17 protein-coding genes are annotated in these 20,607 nt (G+C 42.1%); 14 read left to right on the top strand and 3 right to left on the bottom strand.

The window, feature by feature from the left end:
• Nucleotides 1-48 precede the first annotated feature (48 nt).
• The 7 genes from MPH60_RS17660 (at nucleotide 49) to MPH60_RS17630 (ending at nucleotide 8,736) form a co-directional block, all read left to right on the top strand.
• Entirely contained in the window at nucleotides 49-1,287 is a 1,239-nt protein-coding gene (locus MPH60_RS17660) for a nuclear transport factor 2 family protein (protein ID WP_241591488.1), read from the top strand.
• Between the two features lie 65 nt (nucleotides 1,288-1,352).
• Nucleotides 1,353-2,606, top strand: coding sequence for a histidinol dehydrogenase (gene hisD, locus MPH60_RS17655; RefSeq protein WP_241591490.1), 1,254 nt, complete (start codon nucleotides 1,353-1,355; stop codon nucleotides 2,604-2,606).
• 240 nt (nucleotides 2,607-2,846) lie between these two features.
• The gene (locus MPH60_RS17650; RefSeq protein WP_241591492.1) at nucleotides 2,847-4,076 is read left to right on the top strand and encodes an MFS transporter; all 1,230 of its coding nucleotides are present in this window, start codon (nucleotides 2,847-2,849) and stop codon (nucleotides 4,074-4,076) included.
• A 785-nt stretch (nucleotides 4,077-4,861) separates the two neighbouring features.
• Entirely contained in the window at nucleotides 4,862-5,830 is a 969-nt protein-coding gene (locus tag MPH60_RS17645; protein WP_272492820.1) for an ABC transporter substrate-binding protein, read from the top strand.
• 84 nt (nucleotides 5,831-5,914) lie between these two features.
• Nucleotides 5,915-6,919 carry a FecCD family ABC transporter permease gene (locus MPH60_RS17640; protein WP_241591562.1) on the top strand — a complete coding sequence of 335 codons (1,005 nt, stop codon included), beginning with the start codon at nucleotides 5,915-5,917 and terminating at the stop codon, nucleotides 6,917-6,919.
• Nucleotides 6,916-7,929 carry a FecCD family ABC transporter permease gene (locus MPH60_RS17635; RefSeq protein ID WP_241591493.1) on the top strand — a complete coding sequence of 338 codons (1,014 nt, stop codon included), beginning with the start codon at nucleotides 6,916-6,918 and terminating at the stop codon, nucleotides 7,927-7,929. The genes MPH60_RS17640 and MPH60_RS17635 overlap by 4 nt, the downstream gene beginning before the upstream one ends.
• 15 nt (nucleotides 7,930-7,944) lie before the next feature.
• A complete protein-coding gene (locus MPH60_RS17630) occupies nucleotides 7,945-8,736 on the top strand; it encodes an ABC transporter ATP-binding protein (protein ID WP_241591495.1) in 792 nt (263 codons plus the stop codon).
• A gap of 86 nt (nucleotides 8,737-8,822) precedes the next feature.
• On the opposite strand, the gene MPH60_RS17625 is transcribed toward MPH60_RS17630, so the two are convergent.
• Complete coding sequence (locus MPH60_RS17625; protein ID WP_241591497.1) at nucleotides 8,823-9,161, bottom strand: YmaF family protein; 339 nt, start codon at nucleotides 9,159-9,161, stop codon at nucleotides 8,823-8,825.
• Between the two features lie 209 nt (nucleotides 9,162-9,370).
• Here MPH60_RS17625 and MPH60_RS17620 point away from each other — a divergent pair, with 209 nt between their 5' ends.
• Together MPH60_RS17620 and MPH60_RS17615 are read left to right on the top strand one after the other, a co-directional pair.
• Nucleotides 9,371-10,348 (top strand): zinc-dependent alcohol dehydrogenase family protein, encoded by a 978-nt coding sequence (locus tag MPH60_RS17620; RefSeq protein WP_241591499.1) that lies wholly within the window; start codon nucleotides 9,371-9,373, stop codon nucleotides 10,346-10,348.
• Between the two features lie 187 nt (nucleotides 10,349-10,535).
• Nucleotides 10,536-11,846, top strand: coding sequence for an amidohydrolase family protein (locus tag MPH60_RS17615; protein ID WP_241591501.1), 1,311 nt, complete (start codon nucleotides 10,536-10,538; stop codon nucleotides 11,844-11,846).
• A 424-nt stretch (nucleotides 11,847-12,270) separates the two neighbouring features.
• On the opposite strand, the gene MPH60_RS17610 is transcribed toward MPH60_RS17615, so the two are convergent.
• The gene (locus tag MPH60_RS17610) at nucleotides 12,271-13,224 is read right to left on the bottom strand and encodes a bile acid:sodium symporter family protein (protein WP_241591503.1); all 954 of its coding nucleotides are present in this window, start codon (nucleotides 13,222-13,224) and stop codon (nucleotides 12,271-12,273) included.
• 271 nt (nucleotides 13,225-13,495) lie between these two features.
• On the opposite strand from MPH60_RS17610, the gene MPH60_RS17605 reads away from it, so the two are divergent.
• The 4 genes from MPH60_RS17605 (at nucleotide 13,496) to cobT (ending at nucleotide 16,709) form a co-directional block, all read left to right on the top strand.
• Nucleotides 13,496-13,912 (top strand): RrF2 family transcriptional regulator, encoded by a 417-nt coding sequence (locus tag MPH60_RS17605; RefSeq protein ID WP_241591505.1) that lies wholly within the window; start codon nucleotides 13,496-13,498, stop codon nucleotides 13,910-13,912.
• A gap of 114 nt (nucleotides 13,913-14,026) precedes the next feature.
• The gene (locus MPH60_RS17600; RefSeq protein WP_241591507.1) at nucleotides 14,027-14,734 is read left to right on the top strand and encodes a nitroreductase family protein; all 708 of its coding nucleotides are present in this window, start codon (nucleotides 14,027-14,029) and stop codon (nucleotides 14,732-14,734) included.
• Between the two features lie 252 nt (nucleotides 14,735-14,986).
• Entirely contained in the window at nucleotides 14,987-15,532 is a 546-nt protein-coding gene (gene lepB, locus MPH60_RS17595; RefSeq protein WP_241591509.1) for a signal peptidase I, read from the top strand.
• 130 nt (nucleotides 15,533-15,662) lie between these two features.
• Nucleotides 15,663-16,709: a nicotinate-nucleotide--dimethylbenzimidazole phosphoribosyltransferase gene (gene cobT / locus MPH60_RS17590; RefSeq protein WP_241591512.1), complete on the top strand. Its 1,047-nt coding sequence runs from the start codon at nucleotides 15,663-15,665 to the stop codon at nucleotides 16,707-16,709.
• 91 nt (nucleotides 16,710-16,800) lie between these two features.
• Here cobT and MPH60_RS17585 read toward each other — a convergent pair whose 3' ends face one another.
• On the bottom strand, nucleotides 16,801-18,204 hold the full coding sequence (locus tag MPH60_RS17585; RefSeq protein ID WP_405390186.1) for a sigma-54 interaction domain-containing protein: 1,404 nt from the start codon (nucleotides 18,202-18,204) through the stop codon (nucleotides 16,801-16,803).
• 249 nt (nucleotides 18,205-18,453) lie between these two features.
• Between MPH60_RS17585 and MPH60_RS17580 the strand changes: the two genes are divergently transcribed.
• Entirely contained in the window at nucleotides 18,454-20,127 is a 1,674-nt protein-coding gene (locus tag MPH60_RS17580; RefSeq protein ID WP_241591515.1) for an alpha-keto acid decarboxylase family protein, read from the top strand.
• Nucleotides 20,128-20,607 lie beyond the last annotated feature (480 nt).

Below are 20,607 nucleotides of genomic sequence, written 5' to 3'. Positions count from 1 at the left end.
GAAGTACAGCATTTCAACGAAACTATTTAAACGAAAAGGATGGTTATAATGGCAGAAAAAAAGACAGGTTCAGTGCAAGTAGCTCCAAAAGAAGAAAAAACAGCAACGAATGCAAGCCAACCGGTCAAGAAAACACCGAACTTCATCTTCTATGCTGATGCTGAAGACGTTAATATGCTCGATACAAAAGACGATTATGACTACATTAATATAGAAGATACGAATCAAAAGAAACAGAGGATGAACGGCTTTGACCCGGAATACAACAACATCGTTGATTATATTGTGAAAATCACGCGTCAAATCTGGAAAGAGAAAGACATCGGACTTATTTACGATACGTATAGCACAAGCATATCTGTTCATAAAGGGTTGATCAATAGCCATGGGGTTAACGAAGTCATCTCAGGTACGCTGCAAACACTGCATGCTTTTCCGGATCGGAAGGGACTGGGATGGAGTGTTATCTGGTCAGGGGATGATGAAGCAGGATTTTTCACTTCACACCGGGGCCGTTCAGTTGCAACGAATCTTGGAAATAGTTTATACGGTCCTGCCACCGGAAAGAAAGTGATGTTCAGAACAAGCGCTGATTGTATGATCTTAAATAATAAGATTTACGAAGAATGGCTTGTGATGGATACATATCATCTTGTCCTGCAACTTGGTTTGGATCCGGTCGAGTTTGCTAAAAAAATGGCTAAAAGTACGCAGAAGCTTGCTCCTTCGATACAGTTTGGATTTAAAGAGACAGCAGAAACGGGGCTTCCTCCAAAACTATTCACGCCATCTTCTGATGAGTTTGAGATAGGGGAGTTCATGCAGCTAGTATTCAATCGAATTTGGGCTCGGCGCTCATTTAATTTTGTTCGGGAATATTATGAGGAAAATGCAGTCGTTCATTATGTCTGCAACAAGGATGTAATCGGAGTAAGTGAAATTCAAGGAATGTTCATGAGCCTATTTGCCTCCATACCGAATGGAAAGGTGATTCTTGAGAGGGTCACTTGTAATAGACGCGGCACTGACAGTGATTGGGATGTAGCGGTTCGCTGGAGAATACAAGGAGTGCACGAAGGAACAGGATACTTCGGAGCTCCTAGCGGAAAAGCCATTGATATTGCCGGCATCAGCCACTATAAAATCCGTAATGAAAAAATTTCGGAAGAATGGCTATTGTTTGATGGAATGGAAGTGTTGCGTCAGATCTATTTGCCCGATGAAAACGAATCACAACAAGATGGTGAATCCACAATGGATGATGGGAATTTTACCGGCGTATCATGATTGGCCAGTTGACGGCTGTTCTGCGGCCGTCTATTTTACTAAACAACGATTAGGGGGAAAATAGGATGGAGTATATGAAAAAAGCGGACGTATTTGAACAGACCTCTTCACATGAAGTGGAACAAACAGTGAAGTCCATTATTGAAAATGTAAAAGCAGGCGGGGATGATGCCGTAAGGGAATATGAAAAAAAATTCGGTGATTCCGATCGTCCGGTCCGGGTAAGTGAAGAAGAGATCGAGCGTTGCATCAGGACTCTTCCTGAAGAGGTAAAAGTGCTGATTGATAGAGTCGTGGAAAGAGTATCCGATTTTGCTAAAGCACAGTTGAGCTGCCTAACTCCATTCGAAAAGGATTTTGGCGAGGGGATTAAAATGGGTCATAGAATCGTACCGATCGAAAAGGTGGGGGCTTATGTTCCAGGAGGGAGATTCCCGTTATTATCATCAGGACCCATGGTCGTTGCCCCGGCAAAGGTAGCAGGAGCAAAAAGAATCGTTGCAGCAAGCCCGGCGAATTATGAAGGCGGCATCCATCCGGCCGTTTTATACGGCTTAATCCGCTCCGGTGCGACAGACATTTTTGCAATAGGCGGGGCGCAGGCCATTGCCGCCATGGCATATGGAACCGAATCCATCCCGGAAGTGGATATCATCGCTGGACCAGGAAACCGGTTTGTAGCAGAAGCAAAACGTCAAGTGTTCGGTAAAGTGGGCATAGACCTTATTGCCGGGCCGAGTGAAGTGATGGTTTTTGCTGATGATTCGGCTTCACCTGAGAAAATAGCGGCCGATTTACTTGCCCAGGCTGAACACGATCCGTACGCACGGGCCATTCTTGTCACAACGTCCCGAACGGTTGCCGAAGAAACTGAAAAAGCAATCGAAGGCTTTTTGAAAACCTTCTCACCATCTTCCCCTGCACACGAATCATGGGAAAAAAGAGGGGAAATCATCTTTGCAGATTCATTACAAGAAGGACTGGATATTTGCAATGATTATGCCATTGAACATTTACATTTGCATATCAAAAATAGCCGCGAATTGATGGATAAACTAATAAATTATGGATCATTGTTCCTTGATGAAGGCAGTTCCGTCGTCTTCTCTGACAAAGTCTCTGGAACGAACCATACATTGCCGACTCAAAAGGCAGCAAGATATACCGGAGGACTTTGGGCAGGAAGCTATGTGAAAGTCATGACACATCAGGAAATCACAGGCCAAGGCATTCACTTCCTGGCATCCCATGCGGAAGATCAATCCGAAATCGAAGGCTTGGAAGGCCATAAATTATCGGCCACAGTCAGGTTGACATGAATGTGCTCTAAATGATAGGAAATGATGAAAACGCATTCAATTAAGGAGCAGCATGCTTACGGTGCAGCCCCTTGAAGACATGGATACTCCCATTCTGCCTGAAATAAGTTTCAGGTGGATGGGCTGTATCTGCAGATTACAATTTAGCCCTGGAAAATATATGAGAATATGTGTAAATATTAATAGCATCGCCTTTCTGTCTAGTGGGACGAAAGGGAGGGGAATGAAAGGGTGGAATATATGGACAAAACTAATAAAATTAATAATCGGAAAGAAACCATCTTATTCTTTATCATTAGCTTGTTGTTCTTTGTCACCATTACGGCATTTGATCCATTTATCTCCTCTTATGCTAAAGATCTTGGGTTCGATTCAGTAGTAATAGGCAGTATTATCGGAATTTCAGGGATTGTGGCCCTATTGACTCGACTTCCGATAGGTGTATTTTCGGATATGCTGCATAAACGAAGATTGTTTATCCAAATGGGGTTGCTGATAACCATCGTAATGTGGTCGCTAGCCTTTTTCATACCAAATGCAACAACATTGTACCTTGGGAAAATTTCGGATGGTTTAACTGGTTCCACCTGGGTTATTTACAATGTTATGTTCGCTTCTTATTTTGGTGTGAAGGAAGCTGCAAAAGCAGTAGCGATATTGGGTGTTGCATCGCCGGTTGGCTCCATACTAGGGACAACCATCGGTGCATTAGTGGCGAATAGTTATGGGTACCGGTATAGCTTTTTAGTAGCGGTGGCCGCCGCTATACTTGCGTTTGTTTTAACATTTTTCACAAAAGACCTAAGCATTAAAGGGGTAAAAGTAAAATACGATAAGAAAATACTTGTCGAGCAGATCACCGATAAAAAAATCTGGGTCATTTCCGTTCTGGCAACGATTGCTTTGATGGTCACCATTGGAACAAGGGATACGTTCACACCTTTAGTTGCAACCGACCTTGGAGCAAACCCACTATTGATTGGCATGCTGGCAAACACTCACCTGGTCATATATGGTTTAGCTGCAGGATTATGCGGAGCCCTTTTTTATAAAAAAATCGGTTTAATGAATACGGCGATTTTGGGAGCGGTTTTACAAGGGGTCATCATCATATTGATTCCCTATGCTGAAAATTTAACGATGCTTTTTATATTGCAGGCATTTCAAGGCTTTGGTTACGGGCTGATCTTTACGGTCGTCACATCCTGGGCTGTTGAAAATATTCCGGAGATAAAACAATCTACGAGAATGGGCTTGTTCCAAAGTTTATATTCCGCTGGAATGTTTTTAGGACCCGTCCTTATTGGCATCTTGATTGAAATGTTTTCAAAATCAACAGGTTACCTGATCATGGGAGCACTATCAATTGCTTCTACCATTCTTATTAAAACCTCCATAAAACGCTCAAAACAAGAAGCTTCACCAAATGAAGGATATCCTCTTGAAGAGATGCTGATTAATAGAAAATGATTCTTAGAATCAGGCAGAGCAGACCTTAACGGGTTTGCTCTTATTTATTTTGAGCTGATCCCATATTAAATAAATGCTCTGTTATAGAGTGATATAAATTCTACAACTGAAAGTTCCATTGCTAATAAAAAACTACTATCTGTCATTTAAGGGGCATCTACTTTTTACACGCAGCCTATCAGTTCTTTTCTCACTTCTTAATAACTTCTCAACATTGGTCCACCCGATAATATAACGAACTGTATCATCTTTTAAACGGTCTCTTCATTTTCTTGATAAATGTTATGAAACCACTCTGTTGATTTTAGCATTTCAATGTTTCTATAAATTAGTTTGTAGACAAAAAGGGTTTACCTAAAATTTAAAAACAAAGTTGATTGGAACGGAAGGTGCGAGACTCCTGAGGGAAAAGCGCGTCAAGGGGAGACCCCGCAGGCGCAAGCGCCAAGGAGGCTCCCGGACCGCCCGCGGAAAGCGAGTGCCTGTAGGGGAGATCGACGTTTGGGGTTTTATAAACCCAAATAAAATTTTTCATTTTTGGTTAACTGGTAAATATTAGATAATCCAAGACTAACATAGGTCCCGCAACTTACTTCATGTAACAATAAAATCCATGCAGGTTGCCTTAATGGCCAAAATGATTTTTATTCACAAAATTTTATTAATATTGACGGTATCAATCTATGACTTTATCATAACAGCAGGATAATGATAATCATTTTCAATTATGAAGTATTGGTGTGTAAGAAGTTAAATAGGTATAGATAACGGAAAGGGTGCAAAAAATGAGAGAATCTAGAAAAGCAAGATTGTTTGGTGGAGGAGCATTCATCCTGTTATTTACGATTATGATGGTGTTATCGGGATGTAATAATTCTCAAAAAACAACAGAAGCAGAGAAGACATCTGCCGAAACAAGTAATCAAGAAACAAGGACGATTAAGCATGAAATGGGAGAAACGGAAATTAAAAATACTCCTAAAAGAATCGTTACGCTAGAGTTATCTTTCGTTGATTCTTTAAATGCCCTAGGGATAAAACCTATCGGGATTTCAGATGACAACAAAAAAGATATGATTACAAAACTTGTAGGCCAGGAAATGGATTATACGTCTGTAGGAACACGTGAACAGCCTAATTTAGAGGTGATCAGTTCTTTACAGCCGGATTTAATCATTGCAGATGCTGAGCGGCATAAAGGGATTTATAAAGATTTACAGCAGATTGCTCCTACAGTTGTCCTAAAAAGCAGGGAATCTACATATCAAGAAAACCTGGATTCATTTAAAACGATTGCAAAGGCAGTAAATCAAGAAGATGCTGCAGAAAAAAGATTGAGCGAGCATGAAAAAACGATTGAGGAACTTAAAGCGAAACTTACTGTTGATTCAAATATGACGGTTTTACCTGCAGTTGTACGAGATACTTCATTCCAAGCTCATACTTCTTCTTCTTATGATGGAGAATTGCTTGAGCGCATGGGATTAAAAAATGCCATTCAGCAGGAACAGCCACATGCCGAGATGAACCTGGAGCAGCTCGTCGAGATTAATCCGGATGTGCTGCTTCTAGCGAATAATGAGGGTAAGTTACTTACTGATGAGTGGAAAGACAATCCTCTTTGGAAAGACCTGAAGGCTGTCAAAAGCGGACAAGTGTATAGTGTTGATCGGGATTTATGGACGAGATACCGCGGTGTTGTATCAGCGGAGGCCATTGCTAAAGACACTTTAAACATGCTTGGTGAAGAATAAAAGAACAAAAGCGAAGTAAGAGATCCCATTCTTACTTCGCTTTCCATTAGGTTTAAATTTTGGTAGGAAGTGTGTTGTATAGTGATGGAAACTGTAGTTAGAAGTAAACTGAAAGTGTATTGTACCGCTATCGCTGGAATCGTTTTGTTGATTTTAGGCGTCCTGACGAGTATTTCTGTGGGAGCGGCCGATATTGATGCATCAATGGTTTTGAAGTCGTTTTTTGATGCCGATTCGTCCAAGGAACAGACTATCATAAGGACTCTTCGTTTGCCCCGAGCTTTAGTTGGAGCGTTGGTCGGTGCTAATTTAGCGGTAGCGGGTGCTCTCATGCAGGCTATTACCCGGAATTCATTAGCTTCTCCACAAGTGTTTGGTGTTAATGCCGGTGCCTCATTTTTTATTGTGTCAGCTTTTGTTTTCTTTCCTAACCTTTCTTCGGTCTCTCTAGTTTGCGTTGCATTCATTGGTGCAGCAGTGGGAGGGATGGCAGTCTATTCTTTTGCTTCGGGAGGAGGAATGACCCAAGTAAAGCTGGCATTGGCTGGAATGGCTGTTCACTTTTTTCTATCTTCCTTAACGCAAGGCATGATCATCTTTAATGAACAAGCGAAAGATGTGCTCTATTGGTTAGTCGGGTCTATTAATGGAAAGACATGGGCGCACGTAAACATGATCCTTCCTTGGTCTGTTTTCGGGCTATTAGTTGCTGTCTTGTTCTCTCGATCTGTTTCCATCCTTGTCTTAGGAGAAAATATGGCGCAGGGACTTGGGCAGCGGGTGCACCGAATCCGTATTTTAGCAGGAATATTGGTAATCATTTTGGCAGGATCTTCAGTTGCCGTCGCAGGCCCAGTGGGATTTGTGGGATTGATCATTCCTCATATCGTCAGGAGACTGGTGGGCGGGGACTATCGGAGAATCATCCCTTTTTCTGCATTATTCGGCGCTTTACTCTTGGTTTACGCAGATATTCTCGCCCGGTTTATCGCTTATCCTTTTGAGTCGCCGGTAGGCATCGTAACAGCTATAATCGGTGCACCATTCTTCCTTTATTTAGCGAAGAGGGGGAGGAACATTAAGCAATGAAACGAAAACGGACATTTGGGTTGAAATCAAATTTACCTCCTTATTCAATTCTCCTGATGCTGACGGTTATTATGCTGATTTTAGCATTGGTGAGCCTGGGCTTAGGGGCCATTTATATCTCACCTTTAGATATTATCCAAAACTTCCTTGGAAATGGCATGCAAAGCCAAGCGTTCATTCTGCACAACTATCGCATACCACGTATTTTAATTGCCGTGATAGTGGGGGCTGGATTGGCGGCGGCTGGGGCCATTCTGCAAGGAGTCCTTCGAAATCCGTTGGCTTCCCCAGATGTGATTGGGGTAACAAAAGGGGCCGGATTGGCAGCTGTTATTGTCATTGTTTTATTTCCGCAATCGCCCATTATCATACTGCCTCTTTCAGCTTTTATCGGAGCGGCGGTCATGGCGGTCATTTTGATGATATTTGTTTATAAAAAAGGAGCTCAGCCAAATACAATAGCTTTGGTGGGAATTGCTTTAGGGGCCATATGTCAAGCTGGCATAGAGTATTTCATGGTCAAGTTCCCGGATGATGTAAACACGACATTGCTGTGGTTGACAGGCAGCCTATGGGGAAGAGGATGGGATCAAGTATTCATTTTGCTTCCATGTCTTATTCTTGTCCCAGTATTGTTTGCATTGACGTCTAAAATGGATGTACTGAGTCTTGGAGACGATATAGCTACAGGTCTCGGTGAAAAATCAAAATTACTGCGTTATATATTGTTAAGTGTTTCTGTCATATTAATCGGAGTCTGTGTAGCAGCGGTTGGCTCCATCGGGTTCATTGGTTTAATTGCCCCCCATATTGCACGGAGAGTGGTAGGGTCAAAATTCAAGGTTTTGCTTCCTGCTTCAGCACTTTTCGGTTCCATCTTTCTACTCGTTGCCGATAGCTTGGGAAGAGGGTTATTCCCTCCAATAGAAATACCCGCGGGAATCATCACGGCGGTGATTGGAGTGCCATATTTTTTATATCTATTACGCCGAGAACGAAAAATAACATAAGGAAGGCTGAATATCATGACAACATTATCAGCAGAGCGTCTTTCCCTCTCTTATGGATCAACTCAAATCATCGATAATATCGATTTGGAAATTCCTGAAGGTAAGATCAGTATAATCATAGGTTCCAATGGTTGTGGCAAATCTACCATTCTACGGTCTCTAGCCAGATTATTAATGCCACAGCAAGGCACGATCTATTTAGATGGAAAAGCCATTCATCAGCAATCTTCCAAGGATGTGGCAAAGAAATTGGCCATCTTACCCCAAGCTCCGGAAGCTCCTGAAGATATAACGGTTAAAGAACTATGCTATTATGGCAGGCATCCTCACAAAGGCTTATTTTCCGGGCAAACCCCGGAAGATCATAGGATTGTCGACCGTGCATTATCAGCAACAAAAATGACGGAATTCGCTGATCGGACATTGGATGCATTATCTGGAGGACAAAGGCAAAGAGCATGGATTTCGATGGCCTTGGTACAAGAAACCGACCTATTACTGTTAGATGAACCGACAACCTATCTGGACTTAGCGCACCAAATTGAAATATTGGAATTACTGCGCGATTTAAACCTCACTCATGGGCGCACGATCGTCATGGTTCTGCATGATTTGAATCAAGCGGCACAGTATGCCGATCATCTGATCAGCATCAAGAAGGGGAAAATCTATAAAGAAGGACTACCTGAAACGGTCTTTACAAAAGAGATGATCAAGGACGTCTTCGGTCTGGAATGCTGCATTATTGAAAATCCTGTTGATCAAACGCCCCTATGCATTCCAATTGGATTATCTCAAGATCAGTGAGATGCATTTAGAGTCAGACTATCGGAGGTAAAAAAAACATCAGGGAGATTTCACATCCCCCTGATGTTTTTTGTTCATCATGTATCTTATTTATTCCCTGGAGCAGGTTGGTCGACCCCTTTAATTCTATGTTTATGCCCATCATCTTCCGTTGTGTAAAAATCGTAATAGTGAACGTGCATTCCATTTCCAACCGGAATGGGTGGTCCCGAATAAGCCTTATAATAATGGGTATGCCCATCCTCAAATAACACGTATCCTTCTGTATAATGAATATGTTCTCCCTCTTGTGATGGAATTGGCGGGGAAGTTACATCTAAACATTGATGGACATGGCCGTCCGCTACGGAAGTATAATCAACAGATCCATGGTTATGATGTGGTACGAACCCTGATACAATATCATCTTTTCCTACTTTATTCAATCTCTTCACCCCTTGTATAAACAAACGTTTTATAAACCATATGCTTGGAAAAATAAGAAGATTCTTAACGTCAAATTTATGTAAAGAGGATTAACACGTGAAAAACCACAATACATGAACATAAATCCAGAGTTAAAAGCTCTTTAAGTGCCAGGTGGGGTCAGTTTAAATGATAAAATAGAAAGACTAATAAAAGGAGGCTTATCATCTTGGAAGCCAAATGTGTTAAATTCTATGAGTTTGGGAATCCGCAAAAGGTTCTAAAAGTTGAAAATAAACTAATTCAAAAACCTCTAGACGGGGAGGTCCTCGTTCGGATGACCGCACGTCCCATAAACCCGTCTGACTTGCTGCCCATTCGGGGTGCATATTCCCACCGAATTCCCTTGCCTTCCATACCTGGCTATGAAGGGGTCGGCATTGTCGAAGAGGTCGGTCCATCGGTTTCTAAAGAACTGATAGGAAAGCGTGTTCTGCCTTTGCGCGGTGAAGGGACTTGGCAAGATTATGTTAAAACCTCTGCGGAGCTGGCCATCGTCATTCCGGATTCGCTTGAGGACCATATAGCAGCACAATTATATATAAACCCGATAACCGCATGGCTAATCTGTACAGAAGTATTAACATTGAAACCGGATGATGTTTTACTCGTAAATGCCTGTGGATCTTCCATTGGCCGCATCTTTGCCCAGTTATCCAGGATTCTTGGATTTAAGCTGATTGCTATAACGAGAAACAATAAGTATACGGAAGAACTGCTTAAACTTGGTGCTTCCTATGTGATCGATACGTCACGATCATCACTGCATGATACAGTGATGGAAATGACGAATGGACGCGGAGCAAAAGCTGCTATAGATTCAGTAGGCGGCATCGATGGCTCAGAACTCGCTTTTTGCGTTCGGCCTAATGGCACCTTATTAACGATTGGCCTTTTATCAGGACAGTCTGTGAATTGGGCGGAAATTTGTCAAAGGACAAAAGTGAATGTCAAAATGTTTCATCTTCGGCATTGGAATCAGCAGGCTTCCGTTCAAACCTGGCATGAAACGTTTAATCTTTTGATGGGGTTCATCTCTGATAAAAGGTTGAAATTCATGATGCCGGATTCCTACTATGGTCTTCAAGATGTGCAAGAAGCCATGATTGTCACAGGCAATAGAGGGAAGATTTTTTTAAGCAATTGATTTTGCAATGGGCATCCACTATGTGGTTATTGAAGGGCGCATTCATCTTGGAGCACTTCCAATAGGTTCCTAAGGTAAATGGAAATGTCCCCTGATAATATGGAATTACTTGATTACATGTAAGGTGCTAGTCTAGAATGCGGAATAGAACATGTTGATACAAGATACGACTTTGGAGGAAATACTTATGAAAACAATATATGTGAATGCTACATTTTTTACTATGGACAAGGAAAATCAAATCTTTGAAAACGGCATGATGATTGTACAAGATGATACCATATCCTACATCGGCCAGCATGTTGAAGAACATTTGGCAGATGCAGATCAAGTGGTCAACCTTGGCGGGAAATGGATTATGCCAGGCCTTGTGAATGCCCATTCGCATATTGTAATGACCCTTTTACGCGGTATCGGGGACGATATGCTGCTGAAGCCATGGCTTGAAACGAAAATTTGGCCGATCGAAAGCCAGTTTACAACGGAAATAGCCTCTGTAAGTTCACAGCTTGGCATTATGGAAATGATGAAATCAGGAACCACGACATTTTCGGATATGTTTAATCCTAATGGAATAGATGCGGGTGCTGTCATGGAGACGATAGGCGAAACAGGAATGAGGGGAGCCTTTTCCTACACGATCTTCAGCTTGGGTACGGAAAAAGATCAAAAAGCGAACCTCATGGGGGCTGAGCAGTTTTCAAAAGACTATAAAACGTTTGCCGATGGCCGCCTGACTACAATGGTCGCACCACATAGCCCATATGCCTGCACACCTGAAGCAATTATGGAAAGCGCACGGATTGCAAAAGAGAATGATTTGATGGTGCACATCCACGTATCTGAAACGGATTTTGAAATCCTCGACATCGAAAAACGTTACGGATCCCGTCCTGTCGAACACCTTCGCCGCCTAGGGCTGTTCGATCAGCGTACCGTGATGGCACATGGAGTGGTTCTCAATGATGAAGAGCGGGCGATACTAAAACAGCATGATGTTCGCGTTGCCCATAATCCAATCAGTAACCTGAAGCTCGGATCTGGAATAGCAGATGTCGTCAGCCTTCTTGATGCAGGCATTAAAGTGGGAGTGGCAACAGATGGCGTCGCCTCCAATAACAACTTCGATATGTTCGAAGAAATGAGGACGGCTGCATTACTGCAAAAAGGAATGTATAAGGATGCCACTAAATTCCCTGCCCAAACGGCACTCGCCATGGCCACAAGAATGGGTGCCGAAGCAGTAGGCATGGGTCATACAGGATCACTGGAAGCTGGTAAAAAAGCAGATTTCATCACCATTTACCCATATGACAAAGAACATCTGCAGCCATTGAGTGAAGCCTATTCGCACCTGCTTTATGCAGCACGCGGAAATGATGTATGTGATGTATACATTGATGGCAAAAACGTCGTGAAAGATGGCCAGTGCTTAACGATCGATGAAGAAAAAGTAATCGCCGAAACAAATCGTCTGCAAGGTACCTTAACACGATAATGCAGATGTGAGAACAAAAGAAGGAGCTGCCATTTGCAGCTCCTTTTTTTATGGATTAAGTGAAGGGTTGAGAACCATATTATTCCGTTTTAATAATTCGTCTCAAATGGCATTCAAATAAAATTACCGCTAGTTGTAGAATAAATAGATCTTAACAATTAAGAAACCCGTCGTGAGTCCAGTTTCCTGGAAATGCGGAAACAAAGGAAGCCGATAAAAAATATTAATAAGAAAATAGGTATGGCAAAAACGGTAAAAAACGAAAAGACGAAAAAAATGCTGCTGACCGCAAATATTAACCAACTGGTAATCAGCAAGCAGCTGGATAAAAAATCTTTGACAGCATGGATCATGGAATTTCACCACCGTATGAAAATCTATGTATTGATTATACACTATTTTCCAATGGTGTTGTTTCGACGGCTCACCCTTCATTCACATCACGATGGAAATGCCTTTCCATGACATAGCCAAAAAAGGAGGCAAGCATTTGTTGAAACAGCATGCCAAGTACAACGGGTACCGCGACTGCAGCAGGGAAATAGGTGGTTGCAAGAACGGCTCCAGCACTGATGTTTCGCATGCCGCCTGTAAATGTCAAGGTGATGATATCCGCCTTATCCCATCTTAAATATGCACCGACCATCCAAGAAATGGCGTACCCAGAAGCAGCTATGAACAAAACCAAGAAGGCCATGATCAGTAATTTCTTATCGAAATGGGTTAAGTAAGGCGCGATTTTTGAACTGTTCAGTATGACTACGATTCCAACGCTTATCTTGGAAAATGGAGCTAAGCGGGGGGATAGTGTATATTGTATCTTCCCTTTTGTAGCTTGATTCAAGAACATGGCAAGCATGGAGGGAAGAACGACCATACCGATTAATCCTTTCACCATCGAACCCAAATCCATTTCGATCGAACCGCCTCCAAAAAGGGATACACTGTAAGGAACTATGAATGGCGAGAGTAGGGTGTCGATTAAGATGATGGTTAGGGCAAGTACGGCATTCCCATGATAAATGGATACCCAGATCATACTGGTGACACCGGTTGGGATCACTACAGCCAGGACTAGGCCGGTAATCGTGAAAGCATCACCATGGAACACTAAATGGCCGAGTCCAAAAGCCCAAACAGGCATAAGCATATGAAGGATGATCAATACGATGAAAACAGGTAAAGGGTGGGTGACTGCCTGTTGCAGAGATTTAAAGTTAGAGCCTAAACTTCCGGAAAATGTAATGAAGGCAAATATCCATGGGACAAGAAAGGTGTAATCCATTAGATGTTCGGCCAATAAAACCCCAATAACCACGCTTATCGGCGTGATAAGGGGCATGATTTTATCCATTTGTTCATTTATTGTTTTCAGCATGATCCATCCACTTCCTGAGCAAAGTAAATTCTATAAAGTAAGTTTACCATATTCCTATAAATATAATTTGTAAGACAAGAAATTTGTCTATATATTTTTTCGGGTAATTATAAATGGAGATTACTACCACTGCCCTGGAACTCGCATCGTTCCAAAAAGGGCTTACAGCTTTCCCTGATGACCGAGGGTTTAAGGTTTTAGCCAGGATTGTTCGATGCATCGTTGTATATTCATTGAAAAATAGTTTAAAGTAGAGAGAGAGGTGAAAGAAATGTCAGAAAAGGTGTCCAGTATTATGTGGTTTAGTCTTGCCGTACAAGCCCTGCTTGTTCTTGCTGATCATGATGGATTATGTAATAGTAATAAATTGGCCGATAAGCTTGATTCGGAGTCAGGTTTTCTTAGAAAAATATTAAGTAATTTAGTGAAGGCGGGGCTGATTCAAGCGAAGGAGGGCAGGGATGGGGGATATTCACTTGCCAAAAATCCCGAACAAATCATTCTTGCAGATATATACTCTGCAATTAAATCAGAACCTTTCTCAAAAGGCTTTCTTGATGTGAATGATAAAAAATGCTTTCATCCATCTTCTAGAGAAGCGTTATGCGGTTTGAAAAACGAGATGGAGAGCTGGATTATACAAGGCTTGGAACAAAAGACGATTGCTGACTTACTATCAAAATCTTAATGTGAAAAACGAAACTGACAGGGTTTCGTTTTTCTTAAACTGTATTTGACAAAAGAACAGTATGCGTTATATACTGTTCCTGTATTAATTACAGTTAAATGGAGGTCATTATAAATGACAAAAAATATAATGAGTAAAGAAGAGTACTTGAATAAATCAAAAGAATTGAATATACCGCTTGAAAAGCCGAAAGTCCTTAATGATACGGATTTCATTACGGTAGCAAATGAACGGAGATCCGTTCGCCAGTACGATGCTGAATACGTGATGACTGAAGAGGAAATTCGTGAGATCCTGGAGATTGCGATTCAAGCACCGTCTTCTTCCAACTTACAGCCTTGGAGATTCCTTGTGATTCAAGATAAGCAAACCCAGCAAGAATTGCTTCCCATCGCAAATAATCAACAACAAATCGTCGATGCATCTGCTGTCATTGCCGTTTTAGCTGATATAGAAGGGTACAAAAATGCAGAAAGGATTTATGGTGAATTAGTCGATAAAGGAATCATGAAGAATGAAATCAAAGAGCCATATGTAGCCTCTATTCTGCATAATTACGGTAACTTTTCTGCTGAAAAGGCTTTAAGTGTAGCCATGATTGACGGCGGCTTGGTTTCCATGCAGATCATGTTAGCTGCAAAAGCAAAAGGATACGATACAGTCCCAATGGGAGGGTTTGATGAAGCCAAATTTGTCGATGCATTCAATGTACCGGAAAACTTCAAGCCTGTCATGTTAATTTCCATTGGAAAAGGAACTAAAGCAGGGTTTGAAAAAGTCCGTTTGCCACTCGATACGATATTGACTTGGAATAAATACTGAGGAAAAAACGTAGTTAAAGGATAGCTGAAATTCGCTATCCTTTTTTTCATGGTTTGAGATTGGCATTGAAAATGATTTAATCTCGCAAGCGATAAATGGATATGTTACAATTTTTCCAGATATTTCTTTGGGGTGTCTCCTCAAAAGTCCCCGACCGCAAAAGGATATTTAAGGGGATAAAGAGAGCTAAAGAATTGTGCTGTAATCCAATAATTGGTTTTAGCCGTTCACAATGGATGGGAGGGAGTCCTTATGAAGAATATGAAAAGTGAAGTGTTTTCGTGGTTGAAAGCCATCTTATTCGCTTTAATGATCGTTATCATTTGCCAACAGTTTCTATTTACGCCGGTCACAGTAAAAGGTGAATCAATGGAGCCGACTTATGAAAATGATGACCGGATCGTGGTAGCTAAAATTGGAAAGCCGGAGCGCTTCGATATGGTCGTATTTTATGCTCCGGACGCGGAAGAGAATTATATAAAAAGGGTGATCGGTCTACCAGGTGACAGTGTCGAAATGAAAGATGATGTCTTATATATCAATGGGAAAAAGTATACAGAACCGTATTTGAAAACAAAAAAAGGGGAAATTCCGCCTGAAGAAAATCTGACGGAGAATTTCACCCTGAGTGATTTACTTGGGAAATCGAAGGTACCTGCGGGTCATTTATTTGTCATGGGGGATAATCGGAGGAACAGTTGGGATGGAAGAAGATTTGGTTTTATTTCTGAAAAATCACTTTTGGGCAAAGTGAAATTCCGTATCTACCCACTAAATGAAATGGGAGTGCCGAAGTAATGGAACACAGTGAGTATAAGTGAAAGCTTAGAGGATAATTATGTGGACTAAGTTGTATTTATAGCAGATGATGGATAAGAACCTTTTCCTGTGGTTAAGGTTTTTCACTTTGGTTTGTGGGGGGATTAATATGACTAATGGGTTAGCTGCCATCTCCATCCCGATGCTGGATGAAGAAATGGGACGGCAGGTTAAAGGACATGTCGATTCGCTGACGGTTCCTCAGGGAAGCTTAGGACGGCTTGAAGAATGGATAATCGAACTGTCCAAGATGACAGGAGAGGCACTTCCGGACATTTCGAAACCGGGGGTGATTGTGTTTGCGGCCGACCATGGAATTACGGAAGAAGGAGTTTCGGCTTATCCAAAAGAAGTGACGGAACAAATGGCTCTCAACTTCCTGAATGACGGTGCGGCCATCAATGTATTAAGCCGGGCGATAGACGCTTACTTGGACATTGTCGATATAGGGATCGATGCAGATATCGAGGCACCGGGGCTAACCTCGAGAAAAGTCCGCAATGGAACTAGAAACTTTTATAAGGAAGAGGCGATGACAAAGGAAGAAGTAATTCAAGCGCTTGAAATTGGATTTGACCGTGCAGAGAAAATGATTGCCCGTGGAGCGAACTGCCTGATTCTTGGTGAAATGGGAATCGGAAATACGACTTCCAGTACCGCCATCATCTCCATCGTAAGCGGGAAAAGCGTCGAATCACTAGTGGGGCAGGGAACTGGATTGAATTCAGAAGGCATTTTACATAAGCGAAGAATAATTGAAGAAGCGATTTCATTAAGAAATCCTAATCCTGATGACCCCATTAATATTTTGATGAATATCGGTGGATTCGAAATTGCAGGAATGGCAGGGGCCATGCTTGCTGCAGCAAATAACCGTATACCCATTCTTGTTGATGGTTTCATTACAACCACGGCTGCTGTATTGGCAAGCCTGATTTCCGGACGTGCAGCAGATTATATGTTTGTTGGACATCGATCTGCAGAACCAGGTCATAGAACGGCCATAGAACTGCTTGGCAAGGAGCCGATCCTCGACCTGGGAATGAGAATCGGGGAAGGAACAGGGGCAGCCCTGTCTTACCCCATTCTTAAGGCAGCAACATTGTTCATTAAAGAAATGGCAACATTTGAAACTGCAGGTGTGTCAAATAAGTAAGAAATAAAAAAAGGAGACCTTCGATACGCTGGTCTCCTATTTATACAGGTTAAAAAAGTTGGATACCGCATTGAAACATTCCTTCATCCCACTATTGCTTAATGGGCAGGTGACCTTTATATTTCTTCATTTTCCTGACGACGGAAGGCTGGCTGATACCTAAGAATTTAGCCATTTCATATGTGGACTTGCATTGTTTACTCGCTTTCATCATCATCCATTTTTCGACTTGTTCGAGGGCGGTATTGAGATCACTATCATCAACCATCATATTGTCGATCATTAGGGTATCATCTATTTTCTCCAAAGATTCTTGTCCATGGAAATGGGAGGGTAGAAAGCCTGGGAAAATGATGGAGTCTTCCGAGGTCAAAATGAGCCGTTCTATCAGGTTCTCCAATTCACGCACGTTTCCTGACCATTTATGCTGAATCAGTATTTCGTAAGTGGAAGGGTGCAATTTCTTATCTGACTTGTATTTCTTGTTAATGATTTCGAGATTATGATTGATTAAAATGGCAATGTCTTCTTTTCTTTCGCGTAATGGCGGAATTTGGATCGGAATCACATTTAAACGGTAATACAAATCTAGCCTGAATGTTCCCTTTTCCACCATTTCCTCAAGGTTTTGATTAGTTGCTGTCACAAGCCGAAAATCTATCTTATGTTCTTTTTTTCCGCCCACTCTTTTAAAGGTCTTCTCTTGCAGGACATTTAATAATTTCACTTGCATATCCAGAGGAAGCTCCCCGATTTCATCCAGAAATAAGGTTCCGTTATCCGCTTGTTCCACCAGCCCTTGCTTCCCCTGCTTCTGAGCACCGGTAAAGGATCCGGCTTCGTAACCAAACATTTCGGATTCAAAGAGACTTTCTGGGATGGTACTGCAGTTGACTTCGATGAATGGCTCTTTGCTTCGGTAACTCTGATTATGCAGCCGGCGGGCGAAGACGCTCTTTCCCACACCGGATTCCCCAAGAAGCATGACCGTGGCATCCGTTTTGGAAACACGGTGTATCGTTTTCGCGATTTGCCGCATTTCCTTGCTGCGATAGATCAGCTCCTCCTGTTCCCTAAGCTCCTCGACCTCCGATTGGTATTCTTGAATCTTTTTCTCTAATTGACCGTATTGATCCTGGAGGTTCCTGATTTCAGTTTGATCTTGGGCATAGCTGACGACACGAATCAATTCACCATTATCATCAAAGATGGGATAGGCAGTCGACATGACGATTTTTCCCGTCTTCGTTTGCTGCATGATCTGGACAGGTGTTTTCTCTTTCAATACCATGGCGGAAATCGACGGTGAGAGAATTCCTTCCGTTTCGAGCTGGTAAACGGATTTCCCAAGATAATGTTCTGGTTCGATTCCATATATCCACCAATGGTTAGGATTTGTGAATAAAATGAATCCTTTTTCATCGGTCACGGTAATATTGTTATTGGATGTGTTGATGATGCATTCCAAAACTCTTTTGACATTGTTATCACTCATCATTTTCCCCCTTATCCTCTGTTCCGGTGATTCAAATATAAATCAAATATAGCAGTGAATCAAGAATTTTCAGATATTTCGATTTGGAATTGAATCGTTTATGAAAGCACGCCTGCGATAATCTCACTCACTCCATACATCAAGGCTAAAACTAGAGTAATAGAGTAGCGAACTACCTTACTTACGGTTAACCTACTCATGTTTGGGTATAAATAAAATAAGAAGAAATCGATTGAAGGAGTGATTGAATTGGCTGAAAACACAACATTGGGACAATATTTATACGACTGCTTAAAAGCAGAAGGCATTACAGAGATTTTTGGTGTGCCCGGTGATTATAATTTCTCATTGCTAGATACTTTGGAAGATTACGATGGGATTGAGTTTATTAATGGGCGAAATGAACTCAATGCTGGATACGCTGCGGACGCTTATGCCCGGGTGAAGGGAATTTCGGCACTGATCACCACTTTTGGTGTCGGTGAAATGAGCGCATGTAATGCAATCGCAGGCGCATACAGTGAAAATGTGCCCCTCATCCATATTGTCGGCTCGCCAAAGTCCATGATGCAACAGGATAAGGAGCTTGCCCATCATACGTTAATGGACGGAGATTTTGATGTTTTCCGTAAGGTTCATGAGCATATCACCAGTTATACGGCGATTCTTACACCAGAAAACGCAGCTAGGGAGATACCGGCTGCAATCCGAATCGCCAAAGAAAAGAAGAAGCCCGTTTATTTGGTAGTGGCTATCGATCTCGTTGAAAAACCGTTGATTTCCCACAGTGAGGCTTCTGAAAATGTGGCCCAATCGAATGTCGATGCGTTGCAGTCAGCAGTGAAGCATATAAAAGGTATGCTAGAAGATGTAAATAAAGCGGTTCTGCTTGTCGATGTTAAAACACTTCGCTATAACTTGCAGAAACCCGTTTTGCAGCTCGCTGAGAGTTTAAATGTTCCGGTTGCTTCGTTAATGCAGGGAAAAAGCGGGTTTGATGAGAGCCATCCTCAGTATATTGGTGTATACGGCGGGGCTTTCGGAAGTAAGGGTGTAACTCAGACTGTTGAAGAAGCGGATTTCATCATAGCTGTTGGTGCAGTTTGGTCTGACGTCAATACTTCCAAAGGTACAGCAAAGCTTGACCCGTTGAAAATGGTGGAAATTCAGCCTGACACATTAAAAGTGGGAGCAGCCAGTTATATGAATGTGAGGGCGGAGGATATTCTAAATGCGCTCCAGGACATTGGCTACCGGCAGAACGAATCTGTCGGAACCATCTCGTTTCCGTATGACACAATGGTGGAAGACCCTTCAGCACCTCTGGAAGCGACTTCCTATTATCCGCGAATTCAGCAAATGTTGAAGGGAAATGACATTGTGGTCACGGAAACAGGAACATTCTCTTATGGCATGTCACAGGTCAGATTGCCGAAAGGGGCAACTTACATAGCCCAGGGAGGCTGGCAAAGCATAGGGTACGCGACGCCCGCAGCTTTCGGTGCATGTATTGCGGATAGAAACCGGCGTGTTCTTTTGTTTACCGGAGACGGCTCGATACAGCTGACAGTACAGGAAATAAGCTCAATGCTGGAGAACGGCTGCAAGCCCATCGTGTTCATCCTCAACAATAACGGCTATACGATAGAAAAATTCTTAAACGTAAAAGTCGATATAGAAAAACAGAAATACAACGAGATACCAGAGTGGAATTATACCAAACTGGCTGAAGCGTTTGGTCAAGAGGCATTTACAGCACGAGTCGAGACGAATGGTGAACTGGATGATGCCATTGCAAATGCTCAGGATATGAACGCCGATAAACTTTGCCTTATAGAATTGGTCGTGAAGGATCAAATGGATGCACCGGATTATTTGAAAAAAATGAGGCAGTATCTTGAAAAGCAAGAAAAACTAAAGTAATGCCAAAAGGGGTCCGGAGTCCGAATAATGAGGTGAAAGACGAATTAAATTCGTGAACGGTCGAATACAGTGCCTCAACGGTCGAATATAGTGAGGCTTAGGTCGATAAACTCAAGACAGCAAAGGGAACGGATTTCTGAACTCAAGCTGGAACGTTTTTTAGTGAAAACTGTGGTGAACTTGCTCTTCTTATTAGTATACAGCCTGAAAGGTCTTCTGTGATGAAGGCCTTTTTCTGTTGGTAATCTAGATACTGCCCGGCCCGATCAAAGACAAAAATGGCAAGTTCCAGAATGACAATACCAGTATTGGTACCTGTCATTTCAAAATTGAAACCAAGAATTTTTAAACTAATAGTATGATGAAAATGTCACTAAGTAATAGGGAAAAAATCTTCCTAAGTAGAGAAAACCATTTTTTTACGGTTGGCAATTTCTGTAGATACGGGGGCACAAAAATGCGTAAAAATGTATCATTAGC

Origin of the sequence: Peribacillus sp. Aquil_B1 (genome assembly GCF_022603275.1) — a bacterium.
Taxonomy (GTDB): domain Bacteria; phylum Bacillota; class Bacilli; order Bacillales; family DSM-1321; genus Peribacillus.
Note: the sequence above shows the minus strand (reverse complement) of the source record. Positions and strands in the feature narration are given on the sequence as shown.